At 64.0% G+C, this 22184-nt stretch carries 21 protein-coding genes, 1 tRNA gene and 3 pseudogenes; 9 read left to right on the forward strand and 16 right to left on the reverse strand.

Translation table 11 applies throughout. From position 1 onward, the window contains the following. Window positions 1–154: 154 nt before the first annotated feature. Entirely contained in the window at window positions 155–775 is a 621-nt protein-coding gene (locus tag CHB69_RS08820) for a TetR/AcrR family transcriptional regulator (RefSeq protein ID WP_141133950.1), read from the forward strand. 97 nt (window positions 776–872) lie between these two features. On the opposite strand, the gene CHB69_RS08825 is transcribed toward CHB69_RS08820, so the two are convergent. Both CHB69_RS08825 and CHB69_RS08830 read right to left on the reverse strand, forming a co-directional pair. Continuing rightward, window positions 873–1643: a DUF6065 family protein gene (locus CHB69_RS08825; RefSeq protein ID WP_089215641.1), complete on the reverse strand. Its 771-nt coding sequence runs from the start codon at window positions 1641–1643 to the stop codon at window positions 873–875. Between the two features lie 4 nt (window positions 1644–1647). Next, window positions 1648–4839 carry an autotransporter domain-containing protein gene (locus CHB69_RS08830; RefSeq protein ID WP_089215642.1) on the reverse strand — a complete coding sequence of 1064 codons (3192 nt, stop codon included), beginning with the start codon at window positions 4837–4839 and terminating at the stop codon, window positions 1648–1650. Window positions 4840–4865: 26 nt separating this feature from the next. Here CHB69_RS08830 and CHB69_RS08835 point away from each other — a divergent pair, with 26 nt between their 5' ends. Then, complete coding sequence (locus CHB69_RS08835; protein ID WP_089215643.1) at window positions 4866–5081, forward strand: hypothetical protein; 216 nt, start codon at window positions 4866–4868, stop codon at window positions 5079–5081. Between the two features lie 386 nt (window positions 5082–5467). Here CHB69_RS08835 and CHB69_RS20095 read toward each other — a convergent pair whose 3' ends face one another. From CHB69_RS20095 to CHB69_RS20780, 4 genes and pseudogenes are all read right to left on the reverse strand, one after another. Next, window positions 5468–5620, reverse strand: a complete 153-nt coding sequence (locus tag CHB69_RS20095; protein ID WP_170935495.1) for a hypothetical protein — start codon at window positions 5618–5620, stop codon at window positions 5468–5470. Between the two features lie 423 nt (window positions 5621–6043). Continuing rightward, complete coding sequence (locus tag CHB69_RS20515) at window positions 6044–6172, reverse strand: DUF2274 domain-containing protein (RefSeq protein ID WP_342746767.1); 129 nt, start codon at window positions 6170–6172, stop codon at window positions 6044–6046. Beyond that, window positions 6163–6525: pseudogene (locus tag CHB69_RS20775) on the reverse strand (TrbG/VirB9 family P-type conjugative transfer protein); the annotation flags it as partial. The pseudogene CHB69_RS20775 and the gene CHB69_RS20515, both read right to left, overlap by 10 nt. Before the next feature lie 792 nt (window positions 6526–7317). After that, a pseudogene (locus tag CHB69_RS20780) lies at window positions 7318–7629 on the reverse strand (ParB/Srx family N-terminal domain-containing protein); the annotation flags it as partial. Window positions 7630–7905: 276 nt separating this feature from the next. Between CHB69_RS20780 and CHB69_RS08855 the strand changes: the two are divergent. The 3 genes and pseudogenes from CHB69_RS08855 (at window position 7906) to CHB69_RS08860 (ending at window position 9485) form a co-directional block, all read left to right on the forward strand. Beyond that, window positions 7906–8157, forward strand: a complete 252-nt coding sequence (locus CHB69_RS08855; protein WP_089215647.1) for a helix-turn-helix domain-containing protein — start codon at window positions 7906–7908, stop codon at window positions 8155–8157. Continuing rightward, window positions 8157–8471 (forward strand): annotated as a pseudogene (locus tag CHB69_RS20785) (HipA N-terminal domain-containing protein); the annotation flags it as partial. The gene CHB69_RS08855 and the pseudogene CHB69_RS20785, both read left to right, overlap by 1 nt. 3 nt (window positions 8472–8474) lie before the next feature. Then, complete coding sequence (locus CHB69_RS08860) at window positions 8475–9485, forward strand: HipA domain-containing protein (RefSeq protein WP_245836655.1); 1011 nt, start codon at window positions 8475–8477, stop codon at window positions 9483–9485. Window positions 9486–9511: 26 nt separating this feature from the next. Here the strand turns inward: CHB69_RS08860 and CHB69_RS08865 are convergent, their stop codons facing one another. The 10 genes from CHB69_RS08865 to CHB69_RS08910 form a co-directional block, all read right to left on the reverse strand. Beyond that, the gene (locus tag CHB69_RS08865) at window positions 9512–9988 is read right to left on the reverse strand and encodes a hypothetical protein (RefSeq protein ID WP_089215649.1); all 477 of its coding nucleotides are present in this window, start codon (window positions 9986–9988) and stop codon (window positions 9512–9514) included. 185 nt (window positions 9989–10173) lie between these two features. Next, window positions 10174–11451: a tyrosine-type recombinase/integrase gene (locus CHB69_RS08870; RefSeq protein ID WP_089215650.1), complete on the reverse strand. Its 1278-nt coding sequence runs from the start codon at window positions 11449–11451 to the stop codon at window positions 10174–10176. A 158-nt stretch (window positions 11452–11609) separates the two neighbouring features. Next, window positions 11610–11686: transfer RNA gene (locus CHB69_RS08875), tRNA-Met, on the reverse strand. Window positions 11687–11741: 55 nt separating this feature from the next. Then, window positions 11742–12233, reverse strand: a complete 492-nt coding sequence (locus CHB69_RS08880) for a 2'-5' RNA ligase family protein (protein WP_089215651.1) — start codon at window positions 12231–12233, stop codon at window positions 11742–11744. A 193-nt stretch (window positions 12234–12426) separates the two neighbouring features. After that, window positions 12427–13197 (reverse strand): alpha/beta fold hydrolase, encoded by a 771-nt coding sequence (locus CHB69_RS08885; protein WP_245836657.1) that lies wholly within the window; start codon window positions 13195–13197, stop codon window positions 12427–12429. Between the two features lie 99 nt (window positions 13198–13296). Further along, window positions 13297–14226 (reverse strand): endolytic transglycosylase MltG, encoded by a 930-nt coding sequence (gene mltG, locus CHB69_RS08890; protein ID WP_089215653.1) that lies wholly within the window; start codon window positions 14224–14226, stop codon window positions 13297–13299. A gap of 4 nt (window positions 14227–14230) precedes the next feature. Then, window positions 14231–15493: a beta-ketoacyl-ACP synthase II gene (gene fabF, locus CHB69_RS08895; RefSeq protein ID WP_089215654.1), complete on the reverse strand. Its 1263-nt coding sequence runs from the start codon at window positions 15491–15493 to the stop codon at window positions 14231–14233. A gap of 187 nt (window positions 15494–15680) precedes the next feature. Continuing rightward, window positions 15681–15917, reverse strand: a complete 237-nt coding sequence (locus CHB69_RS08900; RefSeq protein ID WP_003039428.1) for an acyl carrier protein — start codon at window positions 15915–15917, stop codon at window positions 15681–15683. Window positions 15918–16044: 127 nt separating this feature from the next. Next, window positions 16045–17778, reverse strand: a complete 1734-nt coding sequence (locus tag CHB69_RS08905; protein ID WP_089215655.1) for a tetratricopeptide repeat protein — start codon at window positions 17776–17778, stop codon at window positions 16045–16047. Window positions 17779–18265: 487 nt separating this feature from the next. Continuing rightward, on the reverse strand, window positions 18266–18826 hold the full coding sequence (locus CHB69_RS08910; protein WP_170935496.1) for a DUF3617 domain-containing protein: 561 nt from the start codon (window positions 18824–18826) through the stop codon (window positions 18266–18268). Between the two features lie 52 nt (window positions 18827–18878). Here CHB69_RS08910 and uvrB point away from each other — a divergent pair, with 52 nt between their 5' ends. From uvrB to CHB69_RS08930, 4 genes are read left to right on the forward strand one after another with little or no spacing between them, the layout of a single operon-like run. Beyond that, window positions 18879–21071: an excinuclease ABC subunit UvrB gene (gene uvrB / locus CHB69_RS08915; protein ID WP_089215743.1), complete on the forward strand. Its 2193-nt coding sequence runs from the start codon at window positions 18879–18881 to the stop codon at window positions 21069–21071. Window positions 21072–21122: 51 nt separating this feature from the next. Beyond that, window positions 21123–21572: a DUF2924 domain-containing protein gene (locus CHB69_RS08920; RefSeq protein WP_089215657.1), complete on the forward strand. Its 450-nt coding sequence runs from the start codon at window positions 21123–21125 to the stop codon at window positions 21570–21572. Beyond that, entirely contained in the window at window positions 21569–21850 is a 282-nt protein-coding gene (locus CHB69_RS08925) for a type II toxin-antitoxin system RelE/ParE family toxin (RefSeq protein WP_089215658.1), read from the forward strand. The genes CHB69_RS08920 and CHB69_RS08925 overlap by 4 nt, the downstream gene beginning before the upstream one ends. Continuing rightward, window positions 21816–22142: a HigA family addiction module antitoxin gene (locus CHB69_RS08930; protein ID WP_089215659.1), complete on the forward strand. Its 327-nt coding sequence runs from the start codon at window positions 21816–21818 to the stop codon at window positions 22140–22142. The genes CHB69_RS08925 and CHB69_RS08930 overlap by 35 nt, the downstream gene beginning before the upstream one ends. Window positions 22143–22184: the final 42 nt, after the last annotated feature.

Below are 22184 nucleotides of genomic sequence, written 5' to 3' on the forward strand. Positions count from 1 at the left end.
TCCCCTTTTTTCATGTCCCTGTTTCCCTCAATCCTGTTATAGCTTTCGCTACATTATAGTGACAGCTATATTAAATCAACGCTGAAAGGCGACGAGATGGAACGGTTCATGCTAGGCGCTGGGAACCGGAGCGACGCGCAGGGAGGTGCAAGCGGTGGCGAGGCCGAAGTTGAAGGATGCCGACAAGAATCGACAATCCACGCGCGAGCGCCTGCTCGACACCGCGGGCGCCCTGCTCGCCGAGGTCGGCATGGACCGGATTTCGACAAACATGATCTGCGAGCGCGCCGGGGTTACGCCCCCGGCGCTCTATTATTATTTCGGCGATAAATATGAGGTGATCGCGGCGCTCGGCGAACGGCTGATGGACCGCCAGAATCACGTCCTGACAAGCTGGCTCGCGCAGCATGCTCCGGGCGGGCTCGCGGCCTATATGGACAATTTCCGCGAGCTGCTCCGCCAGTCGATCGAAGTCACCGAACGCGAAGCGGGCGGGGTCTGGATCGAGCGCGCGCTTCACGCGACGCCGCGCCTCGAACATGTCCGGCTCGAATCGCACAATTATGCCACCGAACGGCTGGTCGAGGCCTATGCGCCGCTAATCCCCGGCCGGTCGCGCGAGGAGATTTGGCAGCATATGCGCATGATGGTCGAATTCGGCTATGCCGCGATGGAAATGTCGAACGCGGGAACCGGAATGACGCGCGATGCGATCCTCGATCATACGGCCAGCATGTTGAAAACCGCGACCGCTCAGCTGATCGACGGGAGCTGACGAGCCGGGATCAGAGGCGCGCGGTCCGGCGCTCCGCCGAACTCGCCCCGGCGATCCTCGACGATCGGCGCGAACGGGGCGTGACCGCCGCCGGTATTCAATCCGCGTCGGGTTCCTTTTCAGCATCCGACGGATCGCCGTCGCTGAACGGGCGCAGCCGCAGCCGGCTTTGATGCCCCTCGCCCGCGGGGCGCCCCGAGGGCATGATGCCGCGAAAGTAGTTTTTCTGCCACCGCTCGCGCGAGGCGTCCGAATCGGGCCGCGCGAGATCCGCGTTGAAGCTGCTGCGGCTTTCGGACCACAGCCGATATTCCTGTTCGAGCTCGGGTTTTTCGGACAGTTTCCGCACCGTCGGCGCCACGGTCTCGATCTCGCCCAGACGCACGGGAAAGATGTGGCAGATGGGCTCGCCCGTTTCGAACCGCACCGGATGGTGCGGGCGCGTGAACATCCAATTCATCGTGAAGGTATAGGGCGACCAGTCGGTTTCTATGATGCCGGAAAGCGGCGCGATGCCGTCCTTGGGCTGGTTGACGGGGCCGCCGACATAAAGATCGACGCCGGAGTCGGTTTGAAACAGGCACGGGACATGGAAGGTCAGGATCGCATTGCCGAAATGGCTGATCGCGGGTGTCGGCTTGTCCGATAGCGGCGTTATCGCGATCGCCTCGCGAGCCAGGGTGCCGTCCCAGACCGCCGAAAAGCCCGCCGGGCAAAGCAGCTCCCAGCCATAGGTGTTGGCGATGGTGATCGGCAGGCAGCGATAGGCGAAGCGCTGGTCGGTTGCGTCCATCCATCGCCGGTCGGTGCGCGCCGGCCGGATATGCAGGTCATGGCCGTCGATCACATAGGCGGTCAGTTCCTTCACGATGTTACCAGCGGATGCGGAGGCCGGCCGTGCCGCTCAGGCTGCTATTCTTCTCGTCCGCCAGGCTCGCCGTGTACCCGACCGAACCGAAGAGCGAGAGGCTGGGCGCCAACCGGACCGCGACGCCCCCGCGCAGCTCGAGAGAGGTATTGCCGAGCGCGGTCTCCATATATTGGTCGTTGAACTGCACCTTCACCGTTTGCGAGAAATTGTGCCACAGATCAACGCTGCCGAAATATTGCCACGGCCTGTTCGCCGTGATCGTGTCCCCTTCGATCCGGAACCCCAGCCTGCCCGTGAAGGCGTCGAAACGGGGATAGCCGATCGTCGAAAATGGATCGACCCTGTCGTCCAGCCGCACGCGCTGCCAGATGATCTGGCCCTGCGGCTCGATCGACCAGCCATCGCCGATCGGGAAAGGCGCGCCCGCTTCGAGCGACGCGGCCATGGCCTCGCCCTTGGCATCCATCGCGATCCCGGTATCGGCCAGAACCTCGCCGTCGATCCAGCTGTAAAGCAGAACGGCATCGAGATACCGGCCGCTCTCGCCGATGTGCGTCCAATAGGCGCCGGCGCTGTCGCTATCGAGCGACAGATGGCCCGAGCGACTGTCGCGCGTCGCCAGCGTGTTGCCATAGATCGTCCCATTTGCCTCGCCATGGGAATAGAATAACCCGATCCGTCCGTCGGCGTCCTCGCCCCCATAGCCGATCAGGTCGAGACCGAACTGGAACCCCCACATCTTCCCGTCGACGCGCGGGGCAATGTCGAATCCCGCCTGGCCCAGGGTCGATGTCCAACCCTGATCCTGGTCTTCGCCCAAAATCCGCATCCAGATCGCCTGGGGCTTCCCGTCGCTGATCACCAGCGACTGATCCCCGCGCCGCTCGTGAAAAGTGCCCAGCGACGCGACACCCAGCTGCTGCACCATCGCCGGAACGACCACATATCCCGGAATTTCGGGCCGGATGATCGGCGTTGGCGGCGGTGGCGGCGGCGGTGGCGGCGATGGTGCGACCGGCGGCGGCGATACGGGCGGCGGTGACACCGGCGGAGGCGATACCGGCGGAGGCGATACCGGCGGTGGCGACACGGGCGGTGGCGATACCGGCGGAGGCGACACCGGCGGAGGCGACACGGGCGGCGGTGACACCGGCGGAGGTGACACCGGCGGCGGCGACACCGGCGGCGGTGACACCGGCGGCGGTGACACCGGCGGAGGCGACACCGGCGGCGGTGACACCGGCGGAGGCGATACCGGCGGAGGCGACACCGGCGGCGGTGACACCGGCGGTGGCGACACGGGCGGTGGCGATACCGGCGGAGGCGACACCGGCGGCGGTGACACCGGCGGTGGCGACACGGGCGGCGGCGACACGGGCGGCGGCGACACGGGCGGCGGCGACACCGGCGGTGGCGATACCGGCGGAGGCGATACCGGCGGCGGTGACACCGGCGGTGGCGATACCGGCGGTGGCGGCTCCACGGGCGGCGGCGGGGGCGGTGGTGGCGGCGGCGGCGGCGGGGGCGGTGGCGGTGGCGGTGGCGGTGGGGGCGGTGGGAGCGGCGGCGGCTCTATCGGCGGCGGCGGCGGCGGCGACACAGGCGGCGGCGGGGGCGATACGGGCACGGTCGGCATCGGCGACAAAAGGACGCTCGACCGCAGGAACCAGTCATCATCGGTCGCCGGGTCCTGCGTCACGCCGCCGCGAAACAGCTGATATTCGAACACGCCGGCCGCAACCCTGTCGCCGAGCACAAAGGCCTGCGCCGTCGTCGCGGCCCCATTGACGGCATCGACGACCCTGATCCCGTTGGCGAGCGTCTGGTCGCCCGGCCCGCCGAGATTGGTGATGCGGATCCGGGTGACGCCCGACGCCGTCGGCGTTTCGGTGGCGTTCGAATCGCGCTGGATGACCAGCTGATCGGACGGCGAATCGTCGCCGGCCAGCACCGTCTGCAAACCGAGCCGCCCGTTCCGCCCGGAATAATTGCCGTAAATAACGAACCGGTCGGTCGCGACCGCCGGGCCATTGGTCAGATCGATGATACCGGCATTGACCACCGAAGCGAGCGCGGCCGGGTCCCACGGCCGAACGACATGCGTGCCGCCACCGGCCTGCACCGAGCTTATGTTGCTGATCCCCAGATTGCCGGTCTGGGTCCCGGGGTCGCCGAGCGTCAGCGTGCTGTAATTCTTGAATGTGAGGACCGAATTGAAGGTCAGGTCGATCCGTTCCCAATAAGTGATCGAGCCGACGTCGATGCCGGTGCCGTTCTGCGTATTCTCCCAGATCAGGCGATCGTTGCCGAGCCCGCCATCGACGGCCAGCCCGACGGGGAGATTGCTGGAGGTGAGCCCGGAAAATTGCGCGACATCGTCGCCCTCGCCCATGCGCACGCCGGCGACGATCGAGCCGCCTTGCCAGAATAGATGATCGTTCCCGGCGCCCGCCTGGATATCCGAACTGATCACGCCGTCGAAAACGAAGGCGTCATCGTCGCCGTTGCCGAGCGCGACGGTGCAGCACATCGTGCCCGCGGAGAGGACGAACAGATCGTTACCGTCGCCTAGGTCGACACCGCCGCTCGTTTGTGCGCGGTTCACATAGCGGTCGTCGCCCGCGCCGAGGTTGATCGCGCCGTTGATCGTCCCGCTGTTGTCGACGCTGTCGAACGATCCGCCGCTACTGCTGATGCCGTTGATCACCCCGCCAGTGCGGTTGGTGACGATGTTGTCGGCATTGTCGGGGCGATCAGAATCGGTATGGCCATTTCCAAAGCTGATGCCCTGGTTGAACAGTCCGCTGTTGTCCACCGTATTGAAGGGTCCGATCAGGTTGACCTGGTTGACCGCGGCGCCCGCGCGATTGACGATCGTGTTGAGAAGGGTCGCGTCGAGCGTCAGGCTGGTGTTCAGAACGCCGAAATTCTCGACCTCATTCTGCTCGCCGGTCAGGCTGATGTTGTTGACCGAACGCCCCGCGCGAACGAGCAGAAGGTTCGATCCGGAGCCGGTGACCGAAACCGCCGTTCCGCCGAAGGTCCCGTTCTGATCGAGCAGGAAATCGCCGTTGTTGGTGACCGTGATGTTCCCGTTGACCTGCCCATTGTTGTTGACGATCAACGACGACAGGCCATCGACCACGATGGGGCCGTTGACGGTCGCGCCGGGGGGTGACCGTGAGCTCAACATCGGGGCCGGGCGGCGGCGGGGGCGATATGGTGACGCCGTCGGGATCGGTTCCGGAACAGGTCACGCTGGCGTCGTCGACCGTGCATTGCGCAAAGGCCGGCTCCTCCGCCAGGCAAAGCAGCGCGATCGACGCCGCCGAGGTCAGCAGCAATCGCGACAGGGCCGGTATGCGCGCGCGCCGATTGTCGTGGCGCGGCCGCACCGACAAGAAAAAGCCGGCGCCTTGCGGCTCCGGCATGTAACGGGTGGTGGGCGGCGCGCCCCCCGCAGCATCCGCGAAGCGGTCGGGCGGACTGAATGCCCGTGACGGGCCATCCGGGGGGGAAAATCGCATCGCCATGCGTGGGCCTCCTAGCCGCGGCGGCAGCATATGTTATTTTGCGATCCCCAGCAACGGCGTGCGCCGGCCTTAGGATCGAAAAAATGGACATTATTATAGGCGCCATTCGGTCGCGCGAAGAATCTCGCTGCGGATGTGCCCGGCCGGGGGCTTCGTTCGGGGGGGCATACATCCGCCGTCGGCTTCCCCGCCTCATGCTCCTTCAATCTCGCGATGATCTGCTCTTCGTTGAACCTGCTTCGCTTCATTACGTCCGACTCCTTCGCGTCGGACTCTACTCAAAATCGGTCACATTTCAGGGGAGCACGTCAGGGCACGCGCCGCGATATCGCTGAGGAAGCGGATATGACAATGATCGCGCAGCTCTGTTCCATCGGTTTTCTTTCTTTCGCGGCAGCGCCTGGCGGCGGTTATGGCTTCTGGCGCAAAGACGTCATTCATAGTTTTGCGACGCGAAAACTGAGATACTGCCCTTCGACGAACGAAGTGGTTCGACTCCAAGCAGAACGCGGATGATGAATCCGCGTGCCCGACGATTGGTTAGCCGGGAAAAGCTGAGAACTTTGCGGTTCACAGTACGTCGGCAAACTGGCTTATTCGAGCACCTCACCTCAATCGTCGCGCCTACCAGAGCGCCCGCGTCTCCATCCAAGCAAGGACATCTGCCAGCTTGAACCGCGGCCGCGGCACCCTGCCCCGGCTCACGTCATACTCCTTGGGGAAGCCAACAGGGCGGTCGCGCCGGTAGCGGTCGATCGTCCGGCGCGAGAGCCGGGCTACGCGAGCAAAATCCTCCACAGTGATGAAGCGCTCGCTTGGCGCCGGGGGCTGGGCAGTACGGCGCGGAGCGCGATCGCCGCGCATCTACGATTCCCTGCGCCGCTGTTTGCCGAACTCCCGATCGCTTGCAATGAAGCGCTCGATCATTGGACCAATCAGTCGCTCGGGGGGCAGCGGCGTCACCAGACCGGTCAGCTTGGCGTGTAGCGCCACGAAACCGCCGCCATATAGGTCGAAGGCGTCGCGCGCAGCTCGATGTGATATGTCCGACGGCTCGTGTTGATGATCAAATTCGTGACGATGTCGGGCCGGGTTGGTTTCACGAGGATATGAACGCGTCGCGTCGCGCCCTCGCCGCTCAGCGTGTCACCAATAATCCACCGTACCGTATCGCCCGCGGCGACGGGACCCGGGCCGACCAGCTCCTCGCCTTCCTGCAGGGCGATATCGGTAACCTGGCCCGGCGCTGTATAGACTTGGAACAGTGCGCCCTCGGCCCAGGCATAACCCCGGTCGATGCGGATCGAACCGTCGCGCTCGAGCGACACGAACACGCCGGCGATCGCGATCTCCTCCGGCGCGAAGGTCAGCGGCCGCTTCGCGATCTCCGCATATTCGGCATTGATCGCGTCGACGCGCGCGTGGATGTCGTCGGGCACTTCCTCGGCTTCCGACCATAAGCGATCGATTTCTTCGCCCTCGGCTTCGAGCTCGGCAATCCGCGTCTCCTCCTCGGCCGTCATCGGTATCTCGTCGCGGTCGATCTCGCGGTGGTCACGCAGCGCGTCCCACGGCAGGTCGACCGAAGTCGCCACCCATTTCCAGCCTTCCCCGAGCAGAGCCTCGCCCTCGGCCTTCAGCTTCTCGTCGACGAGCCGGTCGAGTAGCGCGGGATCGGTGAGCCAGCCGCCGCCATCGGCCTCGAAAAGGTCGCGCACGATCCCGCCGCCGGCTTCGACATAAGCGTCGGGCGTCACGAAGCGCGCCCGCTTGTCGGCGGCGCGGACGACATTCTCGGTCAGCTTCTGGCGGATGAGATGAGGCGCGAGACTACGGCTTTCGGTCAACAGTTCGAAGACCTGGACCTGCCGCTCGAAATCATCCGAGATCGTGAAGGCCATCAGCTGTTCGAGGCCGATCCGGTCGTCGGCATAGGCATCGTGCAGCACCGGCGACACTGAGGCGAGCTTGAGCCGCTGCCGCACCACCGCGGGCGTCACGAAGAAATTGGCCGCGACGGCCTCGATATCCTGGCCCTTTTCGACCATGGCGTGCATCGCCCGAAACTGGTCGAGCGGATGGAGCGCTTCGCGCATCGCGTTCTCGGCGAGGCTGTCGTCTTCAGCGAGGATGTCGTCGTTCGCCGCTTTCACAATGCACGGGACCGGCGTGTCCTTAGCGAGCAGCTTTCGCTTCACGAGCAGCTCGAGCGCACGGTAGCGGCGTCCGCCGGCCGGTACCTCGTACCGGCCAGTTTCCTGGCCCGTGTCATCGAGAATGGGCCGGACGTTGAGGCTCTGGAGCAATTTCCGCCTGGCGATGTCGTCGGCCAAGGCATCGATCGAGACGCCGGCTTTCACGCGCCGCACATTGGACTGGGACAGGACGAGCCTGTCGAGCGGAATGTCGCGTGAAGAATTGAGGGTGAGTTTGGGTGCCGATTTGGCCATGCCATTTCTCCATGGCGGGCCGCCGGAAGCCTCTCTCCCGGCTTGCTACCCGCCACGAGAATCGTTCACCCTCTCCCTCTTCGGGCCGCCGAAGGCGGCCGCTTGTGAAAGACCACCGCCGCACCGCACCGCGAGCTGGCGATCGTGGACGTGTTTTATGTCATTAGGAGCATAGAGTTTGCTTATGCTCTTTTATGCATATTTTTTCTTTATGTTAAAAATAGCATATTGACACTTTATGCGATTTAGAGCATAGGGTCTTCCAAGGAGACCATCATGACTCAAGTCGCACGCTCACCAAAGCAATTGGGGAATCTGATTCAGAGAGCACGCCGGCAAAAAGGGCTCACCCAGACCGAATTGGCCGGTCTGTCCGGACTCCGCCAGGAACTGATATCGAAGATCGAGGGCGGCCATGACGGCACAAAGCTCTCTTCAATATACACATTGTTTGCCGCGCTCGGTCTGGACCTGCTGGTCGATAGCCGATCGCATGGCGCAGCAGTCGAAATCGAAGACATTTTCTGATGCCTCGTCACCGCGCCCATGTCCCTCTCGATGTCCTCGTCAACAACCGCCCTGTCGGGCAACTCATCAAGGAGCGGAGTGGAGCAACGAGCTTCCGATACGTCCAAAGCTGGCTGGACTGGCAGCATGCGTTCGCGATCTCATTATCGCTGCCGCTACGCGAACCCGCCTACAGCGGCGCCCCCGTCACCGCGGTTTTCGAAAATCTCCTTCCCGACAATCCGAATGTTCGCAAAACGGTCGCTGAGCGAACCGGAGCCGAAGGCGCCGATTATTACAGCCTGCTCGAACGCATTGGCCGCGATTGTGTGGGCGCGATGCAGTTCCTGCCCGAGGGGACGGCGGTCGAAGCGCTTCCGGAAATCGAAGGCGAGGTCGTCGATGAAGGCGAGATAGAGGCGATGCTCGCCAATCTGGCGCGAACGCCGCTCGGCATCGATCTTGACCATGAATTCCGCATCTCCGTCGCCGGCGCTCAGGAAAAGACCGCTCTTCTCTTCAGCGAAGGGCGCTGGATGCGTCCCCTCGGCACGACCCCGACGACCCATATCTTGAAGCCCCAGCTCGGGGAAATACCGACGGCCTTTGGTATCATCGACATGCAGAACAGCGTGGACAATGAGCATTATTGCCTGCATCTGCTGGCTGCCTTCGGCCTGCCGGTCGCGCCCAGCCATATCGAAACCTTCGGAAAACGCCGGGTACTCGTGGTAGAGCGCTTCGATCGCCAGCGACGCGGAAACCGTATTCTGCGCTTGCCGCAAGAAGATTGCTGCCAGGCGCTCACGGTTCCTCCGGCCCAGAAGTATCAGAACAATGGTGGGCCGAGCGCGACCGACATCCTCAAATTGCTCCGCGGGGCGGATGAGCCGCTCCGCGATCAGGCCGCCTTCTTCAAGAGCCAATTGCTTTTCTGGCTGATCGGCGCGACCGATGGCCATGGAAAGAATTTCAGCATCTTCCTCCGTCCGGGGGGACGCTACGGCTTGACCCCTTTCTATGACGTCCTCTCTGCGCAAGGCGCTTTCGATCTCAAACAAATCCCGAACAACAAGTATAAACTCGCCATGTCGGTAGGCGCGAGCGGCAAATACCGGATCCTCGAAATCGTCGGTCGCCATTTCATCGAGACCGCCCAAGAGGCGGGACTCGGCGCGACGACGATAAAGGCGGTCCTGACGGAAATATTGGAGGCAGCACCCAAAGCCGCGGCAACCGCACTGTCCGAAATGCCCGCTGACTTTCATCCGGCGATCCACGACAGCGTCGCAAAAGCGATCGACGCGCGGTTACCACGGCTGGAAACCGCGCTCGCGTCGATCCGATAGAGACCAGGCGCCGAAAAAGGGGACCGTCAGCCGGCGCTCGTCTGAGCGGCCGGCATATAAATACCCACAATCGGCCCGAGCAGCATGTCGCCCCGGCATCCGTTTATATAGGGACCTTCAGGAACGGCATAACGGCGCACCCCGCGGATCACTTTGGATTTCAGGGAAATATATTCCCAGCAATCCTTTATCTTGGGATGATCCCGCGCATAGACGACCTCGCGCTCGACGATGCGCGGGCTCTCGGGAAACGGCGAACTTGCGACCGGTCGCTGCCGCTCGATACAATAAAGGCCCGGAATGAGGTCCCGCGGCGTCTCCTCCTTATAGACTGCGACTTCCCCCGGCCGAAAATAGCTGCATCCCTCTTCGAACACCGGGACAACGCCATAGCCCTTTTCCACTACGGGTATCAAAAACAGCCGGAGTTTAAGCGCTTCCAGTTCGCGCCCCATGTCACCGCAGCTTTCATGCGGCATCGCATTCATCACGTCCAACGACATGTCGGTCTCCCTCCAGGGGAGCGATCGACGGCGAAGACCCCGCCCGCTCCGGAACTTGAGACTAGCTCGCCCGACATCGTTGGCACGCACGGAAAAGCGAGCCGTGCCTCTCTTGCGGCAGGCCCCGCCCAACCTCTTTCTTTCGGCGATCGACCTCCCCCACAAAGTCGGTTCGCCGATCCCTGCTAACCGGGGTCCGGTTCGCACGGTGGCGCGAGCAGGCTCTCCGCGGCGTCTGCGCTATGCGCCAGGCCAACGAGATGCCGCTCCCATGCAGCGAACCCCTCGGCGCGCAATTCGAGTTCCTGGTTCCTGTTATAGATACCTTCAATGCCCTTGCGCTTGTGATTGAGCATCAGTTCGGCGATTTCATTGTCGATACCGACCCGCCGTGCGTGCGATCGGAAGGTGCGCCTCAGATCATGAAAGTGCCACCGTGAGATGATGCGGCCGGCGAAGGCTTCCATCCGCGCATGAATCCGATCGCGCGCCTTGAACCATCCCGCGCGCTGCGGACCGTCGATGCACGGCGATGGAAACAGCCATTCATAGTTGGTCTGCGCAAGGCGCTGACCCCAAGGTCCGAGCGCCACGACATTCTCCTCATTGTTCTTCGATCGCCCGGGCGGCAGTGTCCAGATACCCGCCACGACCTCGTCCGAGGGCGCTTCGAAGAGTTCGCTACGGCGAGCGGCCGTCAGCAACAGGAGGATGAACCCGCGTCGATAGGTCAGTTCCTCATCGACGAGCGCACGAAACAACCACTCGATTTCCTCGTCCGACAGGAAGCGCTTGTTGGCCTTTGGCCCGGTATCGAACCAGTTCGAGTTGAGGGTGGTTGCCGGATGCTCTTTCAGCATGATGCCCGCCATCCGGCCTTCACGACCCGCACACCATTTCAGGAAGCAGCTGAGTTCTCCCGCCATCTTGTTCGCACGATGCTTGGAGGCCTTGGCTTTGTCATAGACCGCATCCCAGCAGTCGTCTTCGGTGAGTTGGGCCAGCACCTTCGATCCGATCCTCGGTCCGATGTCGCGCGTATACATCTTGTCCTTGTCGGAGATTGTCCGCGGTTTCAGCTTCTTTCGGTCGCCGCGACGCATTGCAGCCATGTAAATTATATGCGCATCGGCAACCGACATCGCCAACGCCTCTTCGGCGCGCTTGATCGTCCGCGGATCTTCCCCGCGGGACACGGCCTTGCTGAGCGGCCCGGCCCATTCGCGAGCTTCGTCGATCGAAAAGGCCGGGTAGACCCCAAGGATCAGTTCGACGGTCTTCTTTGTGCCGGCGACAACGCGCTTGAAGCGCCACTGCTTTTTTGCAGCGCCAGCGACGATGATGGAAAGGCCCGGGACTTCGCGGTCGGCTAGCGCGCCACTCTTCAACCGCTCGATATGGGCGGGGGTCAATATTACTGCTTTGCTCATGATAACCTCGAGGGGATCGAGGCCATGAAACACTCGCGAAAATTCTCGCGAAACCTGTGTCCAAACGGGTCCAAATCTGACGTGAGTTGTCCAAATAACTCACTTCTGGACAGCTATTTGTCACCATTGGAACGACCTCGATGAATGGCAGAAAACTGCCGGAAATGCGAGGTTTGAAGGTGATTCGCGAGTGGTAGCGGAGGAGGGACTCGAACCCCCGACACGCGGATTATGATTCCGCTGCTCTAACCAGCTGAGCTACTCCGCCCCGAAAGGCCGCCGCTGCGGGCGAGCAGCGCCTATAGGCATGGCGGCGGCGGCGGTCAATATCGTGCGTGCGGTCCGCGAAAATTCCGCGCGAAGGCGAACTCCCACGGGCCGCCGCGATAGAAATGCGCGGCGAGCCCCGTGACAGCGAGAGGGCGCGCGCGGAAATCCTGCGCCAGCTCGGCGAGCAGCGCGCGCGCCGCCTCGGGCGTCACCTTGTTCTGCACCGTGATGTGGAGCCGCGGCGTGCCGCGATCCTGCGCCGGCAGCATCCCGGCAAAGCGCTCGGCCATGCGCGCGCGGATGTCGAGCAGGTCGGGGCTCTCGATCCGAAAGGCGACGCCGCGGCCGAGCGAATAGACCTCGCGCAGCATCGCGCGCGGCGGCGGCGTGTCGGCGGCGATCGTGCGGATCAGCCGCTCGAGCTCGGCGCGCGCCGACGGCGGCAGCTGATGAAAGAGCGTGATATGCGCGGCGAGATAGTTACGTTCGGGCGGAAAATGCGCGGCGCGCAATGCGTCGAAATGGCGCTGGTCCGCCGCACCCATCGTTCCAGTGACGACGATGGGCGCGGCGCCAGCGGCGCGGTCGGGAGGGGGGATGGCCGCGCCGGCTATTTCGGGGTTCTCGCGCAGGGGCGGCGGGGTGCCGGCCCCGATTGTCGGGAACGGAGGCGCAAATGGTCGCTCGCGGCGCCGAAAGCCAATCGATAAATTGGCTCACAATGATCGATTGAGCCGTTCAATCGCGCGCCTCCCTATCGAGTCCGTCCCAAAAGGCGCGTAGCGCCGCCGCGACCGTAAGGGGACGCTCGGCGATCGCCCAATGCCCCGCGTCCTCGATCATCGTGAGCGGAAAGCCCCGCGCCGCGGCAAAACGACTGGCGACGGACCGGTCGACATAGGGATCGTCGGCGCCCCAGATCAGCGCGCCGCGACGCGGCAAGCGGTCGAGGTCGCGCGCCCAGTCGCGCGAAAAATCGAGCCCGTGCGCCGAGCGATAGAGCCTCAGGATCGCGCGGCGCTTGTCCTTGTTCGCCCATTGGCGGGCTTCTTCGGCAGCGAGCGCGGCGGGCACACCCTGCTCGGCGAGCCCCCTGGCGAGCGCGGCGGGCCGGCTCAGCGCCATGAAGATCTCGCCGAGCAGCGGCGTGTTCCAGATGCGCGCGATGCGATGGCCGCGATAGTCGGGATCGATCACGGCGTTCGACACCGCCCAGCTGCGGATGAGGTCGGGGCGCAACGTCGCGGCGCGCTGCGCGATCAGCGCGCCCCAGTCGTGGCCGACGATGTCGATCGGACCGTGCGCCGCTGCGAGCGCCTCGGCCTCGCCCACCGCCCAGTCGGCATAGGCCTCCTTGGTGGCAGCGAAGCCCGCGGGCAGCGGACCGGTGAAACCGGGCAGCGCGGGCAACGCGACGGGCGTGTCGTCAAGCTCGAGCGCGTCGATCAAGGGTCGCCAGATCGCCGGGCTGTCGGGAACGCCGTGGAGGAACAGCTTCGCGGTGGTCATGCTCCCTCCCATCTTCCGTCGCCCCAGCGAAAGCTGGGGCCGCGATCGGCGCAGCGCAGGGCTTCCAGCGGCCCCAGCTTCCGCTGGGGCGACGTTTTTCTACATCTCTCCCCGCGCGCGCCGGATCTCATACCATTTCTGCACATTGGCGCTGTGCTCGGCGAGCGTGCGCGCAAAGACGTGGCCGCCGTCGCCCTTGGCGACGAAATAGAGATAGTCGTTCGGCGCGGGGTCGAGCACCGCGGCGATCGACGCCTTGCCGGGATTGGCGATCGGCCCCTTGGGCAGCCCCGCCATGCTATAGGTGTTATAGTCGTTCACCGCCTCGATCTCCGACCGCTTGATGCGGCGGCCGAGCGGCTTGCCCCTGGTGATCGGATAGATGATCGTCGGATCGGCCTGCAGCCGCATCCCGACCGCGAGCCGATTGGTATAGACCCCCGCGACCGCACGGCGCTCGGCGGGCACCGCGGTCTCTTTTTCGACGATCGAGGCGAGCGTCAGCGCCTCGTTGCGGTTCTTCGCCGCGGTGCGCGGGCTGCGTTTCGCCCACAATTCCGCAAAGGCCTTGTCCATCGCCGCCTGCATCCGCTTGAGCACCGCGGCGCGCGTCTCGCCGCGCGTATAGGCATAGGTGTCGGGCAGCACGCTGCCTTCGGCCGGCACCGCGACCTTGCCGGTCAACCGCTTTTCGGCCATCAGCCGCTCCCACACCATGATCGAGGGCATGCCTTCGGGAATGGTGACGAAGCGCTGGACGGTCCTGCCCGCCTGCATCAGCGCAAGGATGTCGCCCGCGCTCATCCCCTTTTTCACTTCATATTCACCGGGCTTGATGGGCGCGTCGCCGCCGAAGAAGCGCGCGTGGTTGACGAAGGCCGAGGCCGAAGTCGCCCCCGCCTCCTCCAATATCTCGCCCGCCTTTGCGATGCTCGCGCCCGGCGGGATGACGACCACCGTGTCGCGCGGCGCGCCGCCCGAACAGGCGGTCAGCGCCATGGCGAGCAAGGCTGCAAGCAGCCAGCGCATCGCGTCAGGCTTCGACCGCCTTGACGATCAGGCTCGCATTGGTGCCGCCGAAACCGAAGCTGTTGTTGAGCGCGGCCTTGACGGGGCGTGCCTTCGCCTTGTGCGGGACCAGGTCGACGCCTTCGGTGCCTTCGTCGGGGTTGTCGAGATTGAGTGTCGGCGGAACGATCTGGTCGCGGATCGCGAGGATGCAGAAGATCGTCTCGACCGCGCCGGCGCCGCCGAGCAGGTGGCCGATCGCCGATTTGGTCGAACTCATCGACACGGTGCCGATCGCATCGCCGAACAGCCGCTTGACCGCGCCGAGCTCGATCGTGTCGGCCATGGTCGAGGTGCCGTGTGCGTTGATATAGTCGATGTCGGCGGGGGTCATGCCCGCCTTTTTCAGCGCCATCTCCATCGAACGATAGGCGCCGAAACCTTCGGGGTGCGGCGCGGTGACGTGATAGGCGTCGCCCGACAGGCCATAGCCGACGACCTCGGCATAGATTTTGGCGCCGCGCGCCTTGGCATGTTCATATTCCTCGAGCACGACGACGCCCGCGCCCTCGCCCATCACGAAACCGTCGCGGTCCTTGTCATAGGGACGGCTCGCCTTTTCGGGGGCGTCGTTGCTGCTCATGTTGAGCGCGCGCGCCTGCGCGAAGCCCGCGATGCCGATCGGGCAGATCGTCGATTCGGACCCGCCCGCGAGCATGATGTCGGCGTCGCCGTCCTTGATCATCCGCGCCGCGTCGCCGATCGAATGCGCGCCGGTCGAACAGGCGGTGACGACCGCATGGTTCGGGCCCATCAGGCCGTATTTGATACTGACCTGCCCCGAGATGAGGTTGATGAGGCGGCCGTGGACGAAGTGCGGGCTGACGCGCCCCGGCCCCTTTTCGGCGAGCAGCAGGCTTTCGCTCTCGATCCCCGGCAGCCCGCCGATCCCCGAGCCGATCGAGCAGCCGGTACGCAGCCGGTCCTCTTCGCTCATCTCGGTCAGCCCGGCGTCCTCGATCGCCTGGCCCGCGGCGTCGATGCCATAGATGATGAAGGGATCGACCTGGCGCTGCACCTTATGATCGACGCGCTTGTTCGGGTCGAAACCATAGTCATGGTCGGCGGGCTTCACCTCGCACGCGATCGTGCATTTCTGGTCCGACGCGTCGAAGCGGGTGATGGTTCCCGCGCCCGATTTTCCGGCAAGCAGATTGGCCCAGCTGGTTTCGACGTCTCCGCCCAGCGGCGTCACCAATCCCAAACCCGTCACCACAACGCGGCGCATAGTCGTTCCTTTCGTCGGTCCCCGGTCCCGCGGGGACGCGTTTCATATAGCCGTCGGCGCGCAGCCTTCAAAACACCGGCGCATAAAAAAAGCTTCCCGGCCGCAGCGCCGAAACGCCCTGGACCGGGAAGCCGGAAACGCGTGGGCAGCGTCGCCGCCGCGTCCGGCCGCGCCGGACCGGGCAGCCTTAGCCCTTGTTCGCTTCGATATAGTCGATCGCATCCTTGACGGTCGCGATCTTTTCCGCCGCATCGTCGGGGATTTCGACGCCGAATTCTTCCTCGAACGCCATCACCAGTTCGACGATATCGAGGCTGTCGGCGCCCAGATCGTCGATGAAGCTCGCTTCTTCGGTGACCTTGTCGGCTTCGACACCCAGATGTTCGACGACGATCTTTTTAACCTTTTCAGCCGAATCGCTCATGCACAGTTCCTTTTTCTGGCTATGTCGTGAATGTTGGGATTTGCCCTAGAGCCCAGCGGCGGGGCTGGCAAGAGGGCTGGCGCGATCCGGGCGCTGCCCCGCCGTCGCCTTCGAAGATGCAAGCCGGTCAATCGGGGGGCTCCGCGGACACCACGCCGGAAGCCCGGAGCACCTCCGCCGCGCGGGCGATCACCGCCGGGGTGATCATGAACTGGCGCAGCACCTCTTCGGGCGGCGTGCCCACGGGTTTGCGGGTGTAATCGAGCAACTGCCGCCAGAGCCGCCGCGCTTGCGCCATATCGCCCTTGCGCGCGAAGACGATCGCGCGAACCATCAGATATTGCGGCTCGAGATTGCTCGGCGCCGGCATCCGGTCGAGCAGCGCGAGCGCCCCGTCGGCGTCGCCGCTTTGCGCGAGCATGAAGGCGAGCGTGACCGCGGGAACCCCGGCATAGCTCGGGTCGAGTTCGACCGACCGCTTGAGCAGCGGCAGCGCGGCGGCCGCGTCGCCGCATGCCGCCTTGAACAGCCCCAGAAAGCCCGCGATGTCGGCGTCATAGGGATTGAGCAGGCGCGCCGCATCGCCCATCGCCACGCCCGACTGGCAGTCGCCGGCATAGAAATGGGCGCGCGCCATCGCGAACAGCCCGACCGTGCTGTTCGGGGCATTTTCATAGGCGGCCCTCGCCAGCCGTCGCGCTTCGGCGAACGCCGCCTTGCCTTCCGGGGTCTCGCGCCGCGGCTGCCAGTCGCCGAAGCGCAGCCACGACAGCGCGCCGAGAAGCGCCGCGTCGCGCGGTTTGTCCTCGATCGAGGCGCGCAGACACGCCTCGACCTGCCGCGCATTGGTCATGCTCCGCATCTGCCGCATGCGGTTGAACTGCGCGAGACAGGGGTAGCCGGGTGCAAAATTTTCGGGCTCGCGCTGCACCTGATCGCGGACGATGATCCCGTAATCGCCGGCAATCTGCGCGATCGCGGGGGCCAGCGTGCCGAATTCGGGGATCTGGTCGTCGGTGACGCGAAGCTGCGTCGACCAGATCGCGCGCTGGTCGGAAACGCGATTGAGCACGAGGGTGACGTCGACGGGACCCTCAGAGGTCCGTACGATCGACGAATCGAGCCGGTAGTCGGCGCCGCGCGCCGAGACGCCGGTGCCGGGCCGCCGCGCGCTCAGCAGGTCGACGAGATCGAAACGGCGCAATCCGTCGCGCAACTTGCCGTCGAGCGCCCGCGCGATCGCGCGCGATACCGGTGTGTCGCCCGCCGAGGGTGCGCTGACCTCGAGGATCGGCAGAGGTTCGGGACCGCGCAGGTCTTCGCGGCCGTCGAACCACCACCAGGCAGCGAGGGCGGCAAGCAGCGCGGCCGCCGCCGCAATACCCCATGCCCGCCAGCGCCGGCGCTGCCTTGACGTCACGCCGGCGCCGGTGGCCGGATCGGCAACAGGCGCCGCCGCTGTTACGTCATCTTCCTCAGCCGCGACACGCGCGGGCGGTGAGGCCCGGTGCTGGACGACCAGTTCGTAACTACCCTGTGGAACGCGCAGACGATGGACCCACGCGGTGTCGGCATAATAGCGATCGAGCAGGCTGCGCAGCCGGCCGACCATGACGCGCGGATAGCTGTCGACCGCGGGATCGAAATCGGCGCTGCGACCCAGCGCCTCGGTCGCAATCGCATAGGCCTTGGGCACGCCGCGGCCGCCGCGAAGCTGATGTTCGGCCAGAAACTGGAGCAGCCGCGACAGGACCGGCGAGCGCACGAAAAGCGGCGATGCGAGGAGCCGTTCGAGCTCCTCGCCAATGATCCGCTCGGCGTCGGCGGCGGCATCAATGTCATTAGCCTTGGTGCGGTCCATTTCCACCCTATAGCGTCCCCCGCGTTGCCGAGCGCGGTAGATACGACAATCTTCGTCCCCTACCAGCCATTGTCGCCCTCATGTAACGGTAACAAGCGACCGGAAACGCGCTTTCCGGCCATTTGTTCCGGCAAACTCTTCCCAAAAAACCAGCAAAAAAAGTTAATATAATCCAAACATCCGGCTACACGCCGATACGTGACCCCTTGTAACTGCTCCGACGAGCACTCCTCTGCCAGATTTGCATCGTCGCGACGCCCCCCACAGCGCCGCGGTCTGGTCTGAGATTTTTCTCAGGTGGACGAATTGGAACCGGTGGGTCGAAGGATGCGAGCTGGTCCCTGGCGTCCTTCGCCGGACTTGCCGGTTCCATACACTGAGACTTCGCCGGTCGGCAACGTAGCCCCACCTACCTGCCGGCCGGCAAGTCCGCTCCTGCCCCTGCCTCCCCTCTCATTCCCGGCGCCCGTTCGGGCAGCCCGCGCGATCAGCTTTCGCCGGCCTTGCATTCGCCGACCCGCCGCGCCGACATTTCCATATCCATCGACATCGCGGCGGGGCCGGCCCCGTCGCCGCGGGCCGACATCTTCATGTCATAGCTGTCGCGGCTATAGGTGCCGTTCATCGTCATCACGCGTTTCGCACCGCCGGCGTTGCACGTCATCTTTGCGTCGATAACGCCATTCGCCATCTCGAAATGATCATAGGTGCATTGGCCACCCTGATTCTCGGCCAGATTCTTGCGCGGATCACGCGCTTCCTCGGGGGTCAGGCAATTTTCGAAACTATGCCCTTTCGCCATCTGCGCCTTCATCTGGTCGCGCATCGCCGCGGGCAATTTCTCCTCTTCGGGAAAGGACAGGTTGGTGACCTTCATCGCCCCCTTCCACTGGCCGGGCGCCATGAATTCGCCCGACCTTGCAGCGGCCGCGACCTTTTCCTGAACCTCGTCGACCGATGCGTTCTTCGCCGATACGCCTTCGTCCGATTTTCCACACGCCGCCAGCACCAGAATCGATATCGCTGCCGCGATCACAGGCTTGCTCATCGTCGGTCTCCCGTCATTGCCGAAGCCCTTCATCCTCCCCATATTGACCGCGATGGCAATTCAGATTCGCACGTCGCTCGACGAAATCGAAACGGCGGAGGATTATGTCCCCCACCGCCCCGCGCGTCCCGACAAGGTCGAGGGCGGCAAGGCCTTCGAGCTGGTCAGCGACTATCAGCCCGCGGGCGATCAGCCGGCCGCGATCCGCGAACTGGTCGACACCGCGCGCGCGGGCGAGCGCGATCAGGTGCTGCTCGGCGTCACCGGATCGGGCAAGACCTTCACCATGGCAAAGGTGATCGAGGAATTGCAGCGCCCCGCGCTGATTCTCGCCCCCAACAAGATCCTCGCGGCACAGCTCTATGGCGAGTTCAAGAGCTTCTTTCCGAACAATGCGGTCGAATATTTCGTCAGCTATTACGACTATTATCAGCCCGAGGCCTATGTGCCGCGCAGCGACACCTATATCGAGAAGGAGTCGAGCGTAAACGAGGCGATCGACCGCATGCGCCACTCGGCGACGCGCGCGCTGCTCGAACGCGACGACGTCATCATCGTCGCCTCGGTGTCGTGCCTCTATGGCATCGGCTCGGTCGAGACTTACTCCGCGATGATCTTCGATCTCAAGAAAGGCCAGGTCGCCGACAATCGCGAGATCATCCGCAAGCTCGTCGCACTGCAGTACAAGCGCAACGACCAGGCGTTCGCGCGCGGCAATTTCCGCGTGCGCGGCGACAGCCTCGAAATCTTCCCCTCGCACTATGAGGATATGGCGTGGCGCGTCAGCTTCTTCGGCGACGAGATCGAGGAGATCACCGAGTTCGATCCGCTGACCGGCAAGAAGATCGCCAATCTCAATTCGATCCGCATCTATGCGAACAGCCACTATGTGACCCCCGGCCCGACGCTGAAGCAGGCGACCGAGGCGATCCGCCATGAACTCGCCGAGCGGCTCAAGGAACTCGAGGCCGAAGGGCGGTTGCTCGAGGCGCAACGGCTCGAACAGCGCACCAATTTCGACCTCGAAATGATCGCCGCGACCGGAAGCTGCGCGGGGATCGAGAACTACAGCCGCTTCCTGACCGGCCGCCTGCCCGGCGAGCCGCCGCCGACCCTGTTCGAATATCTTCCCGACAACGCGCTGCTCTTCGTCGACGAAAGCCACCAGACGATCCCGCAGATCGGCGCGATGTCGAAGGGCGACCATCGCCGCAAGATCACCCTCGCCGAATATGGCTTCCGCCTGCCGAGCTGTATCGACAACCGGCCGCTGCGTTTTGCCGAGTGGGATCTGATGCGCCCGCAGACGGTCAGCGTCTCGGCGACGCCGGGGACGTGGGAAATGGACCGCACGCAGGGCGTCTTCGCCGAACAGGTGATCCGCCCCACCGGCCTCATCGACCCGCCGGTCGAGATCAAGCCGGTCGAGGAGCAGGTCGATGACCTCATAGCCGAGGCGAAAAAGACCGCCGCGGCGGGCTACCGCACGCTCGTCACCACGCTCACCAAGCGCATGGCCGAGGACCTCACCGAATTCCTCCACGAAGCCGGGCTCAAGGTCCGCTACATGCACTCGGACGTCGAGACGCTGGAGCGCATCGAGATCATCCGCGACCTCAGGCTCGGCGTGTTCGATGTGCTCGTCGGCATCAACCTGCTGCGCGAGGGCCTCGACATTCCCGAATGCGGTCTCGTCGCGATCCTCGACGCCGACAAGGAAGGCTTTCTGCGCAGCGAAACATCGCTGGTGCAAACCATCGGCCGCGCCGCGCGCAACGTCGACGGCCGCGTCATCCTCTACGCCGACCGCATCACCGGCAGCATGGAGCGCGCGCTGCGCGAAACCGACCGCCGCCGCGAAAAGCAGCAGGCGTATAACGAAGAGCATGGCATCACGCCGCAGACGATCAAGCGCAACATCGGCGACATCATCGCGCATGTCGCATCAAAGGATGGCGTCGTCATCGACATCGGCGAGGATAAGCCCGCGCACATGGTCGGCCACAACCTGCGCGCCTATATCCAGGAGCTCGAAAAGAAGATGCGCGACGCCGCAGCGGACCTGGAATTCGAGGAAGCCGGGCGGCTGCGCGACGAAATCCGCAAGCTGGAGGCGGATGAGCTAGGCCTGCCGCCGGACGAGCAGGTGGCGCCGCGCGTGGGGCGCTCGAACGAGGGCAAGCCGGGGACAAGGAAGGGCCGGTTCGGGAAGTCGAGCAGGACGAAGTGGGGGCGAGGAACCTGATTGACATACCACTTTTTCTCTCGTAGATTCTCCGGGAGAAAAGGTGGCGCCATGCAGATCGAAGTTGATTTTGACGTATATAAAGCCTTGACCCTCCTCAGGCGAAACGAGGAGGACAGTTACAACGACGTAGTTCGCCGGTTGCTCAACATAGCGGAAGAAGCCCCCAACCTTCTCGATTGTGATGAAAACCTCAAGCCCGTTGGGATAATCCCTGAAGATCAGATTGCTCGACTCTTGGCCGGCCTGGACGCTCCCGGAGTCTGGATGGGCAACGTATTCTTGCCTGACGGAACGAAGTTTCGAGCAACTTATAAGGGCCAAACTTTTCGCGCCGAGATAAAGGATCAGCGCTGGCAGGATGAAGAAGGGAATGTTCGCCATAGTCCTTCAGACGCCGCCGGAGCAATTTCCGGTACTAAAGTTAATGGATGGCGCTTCTGGTATGTAAAGCGCCCCAATGATGACGATTGGCTCCGCTTGGACGACCTTCGCAGATGATCCACTCCTTCGCCGATCCCGAAACCGAAAAAATCTGGAACGGCGAACGCAGCCGGAAGCTGCCTCATGACATCCAGAAGCGCGCCTTGGACAAGCTCAAACTACTCAATCGCGCCCGGACACTCGACGACCTGCGCAATCCGCCGTCGAACCGCCTTCACGCACTGGAGCGCGATCGGGCCGGGCAACATTCGATTTCCATTAATATGAAATGGCGTATATGCTTCGTCTGGAAAGACGAACATGCCGAGCAGGTCGAAATCACGGACTACCACTAATCCCGACTGGCTGCACAACAGCCACGCCGGTGAATTGCTGCTGTCCGAGTTCATGGAACCGCTTGGCATGGACGCGGCGGCGCTCGGCAGGGCACTCGGGGTCTCGGCAGGGCAAATACAGGCCGTGATCGATGGCGATGCCGATATGGATGCGGAGCTTGATCTGCGCCTCGCCCGATATTTCCGTATGTCGGAAGGTTTTTTCCTTGGCTTGCAACTCGACCACGAGTTGCTCGAAGCCAAGCGAGCGCTGAATGGCGAGCTTGACCGGATCGTCCCGCGCGCCGCCTGACACCTTCGACCAAAACCCTATTGTAACCGACGAGCACCCTTG

Source organism: Sphingopyxis indica, assembly GCF_900188185.1.
In the GTDB taxonomy this organism is placed as follows: domain Bacteria; phylum Pseudomonadota; class Alphaproteobacteria; order Sphingomonadales; family Sphingomonadaceae; genus Sphingopyxis; species Sphingopyxis indica.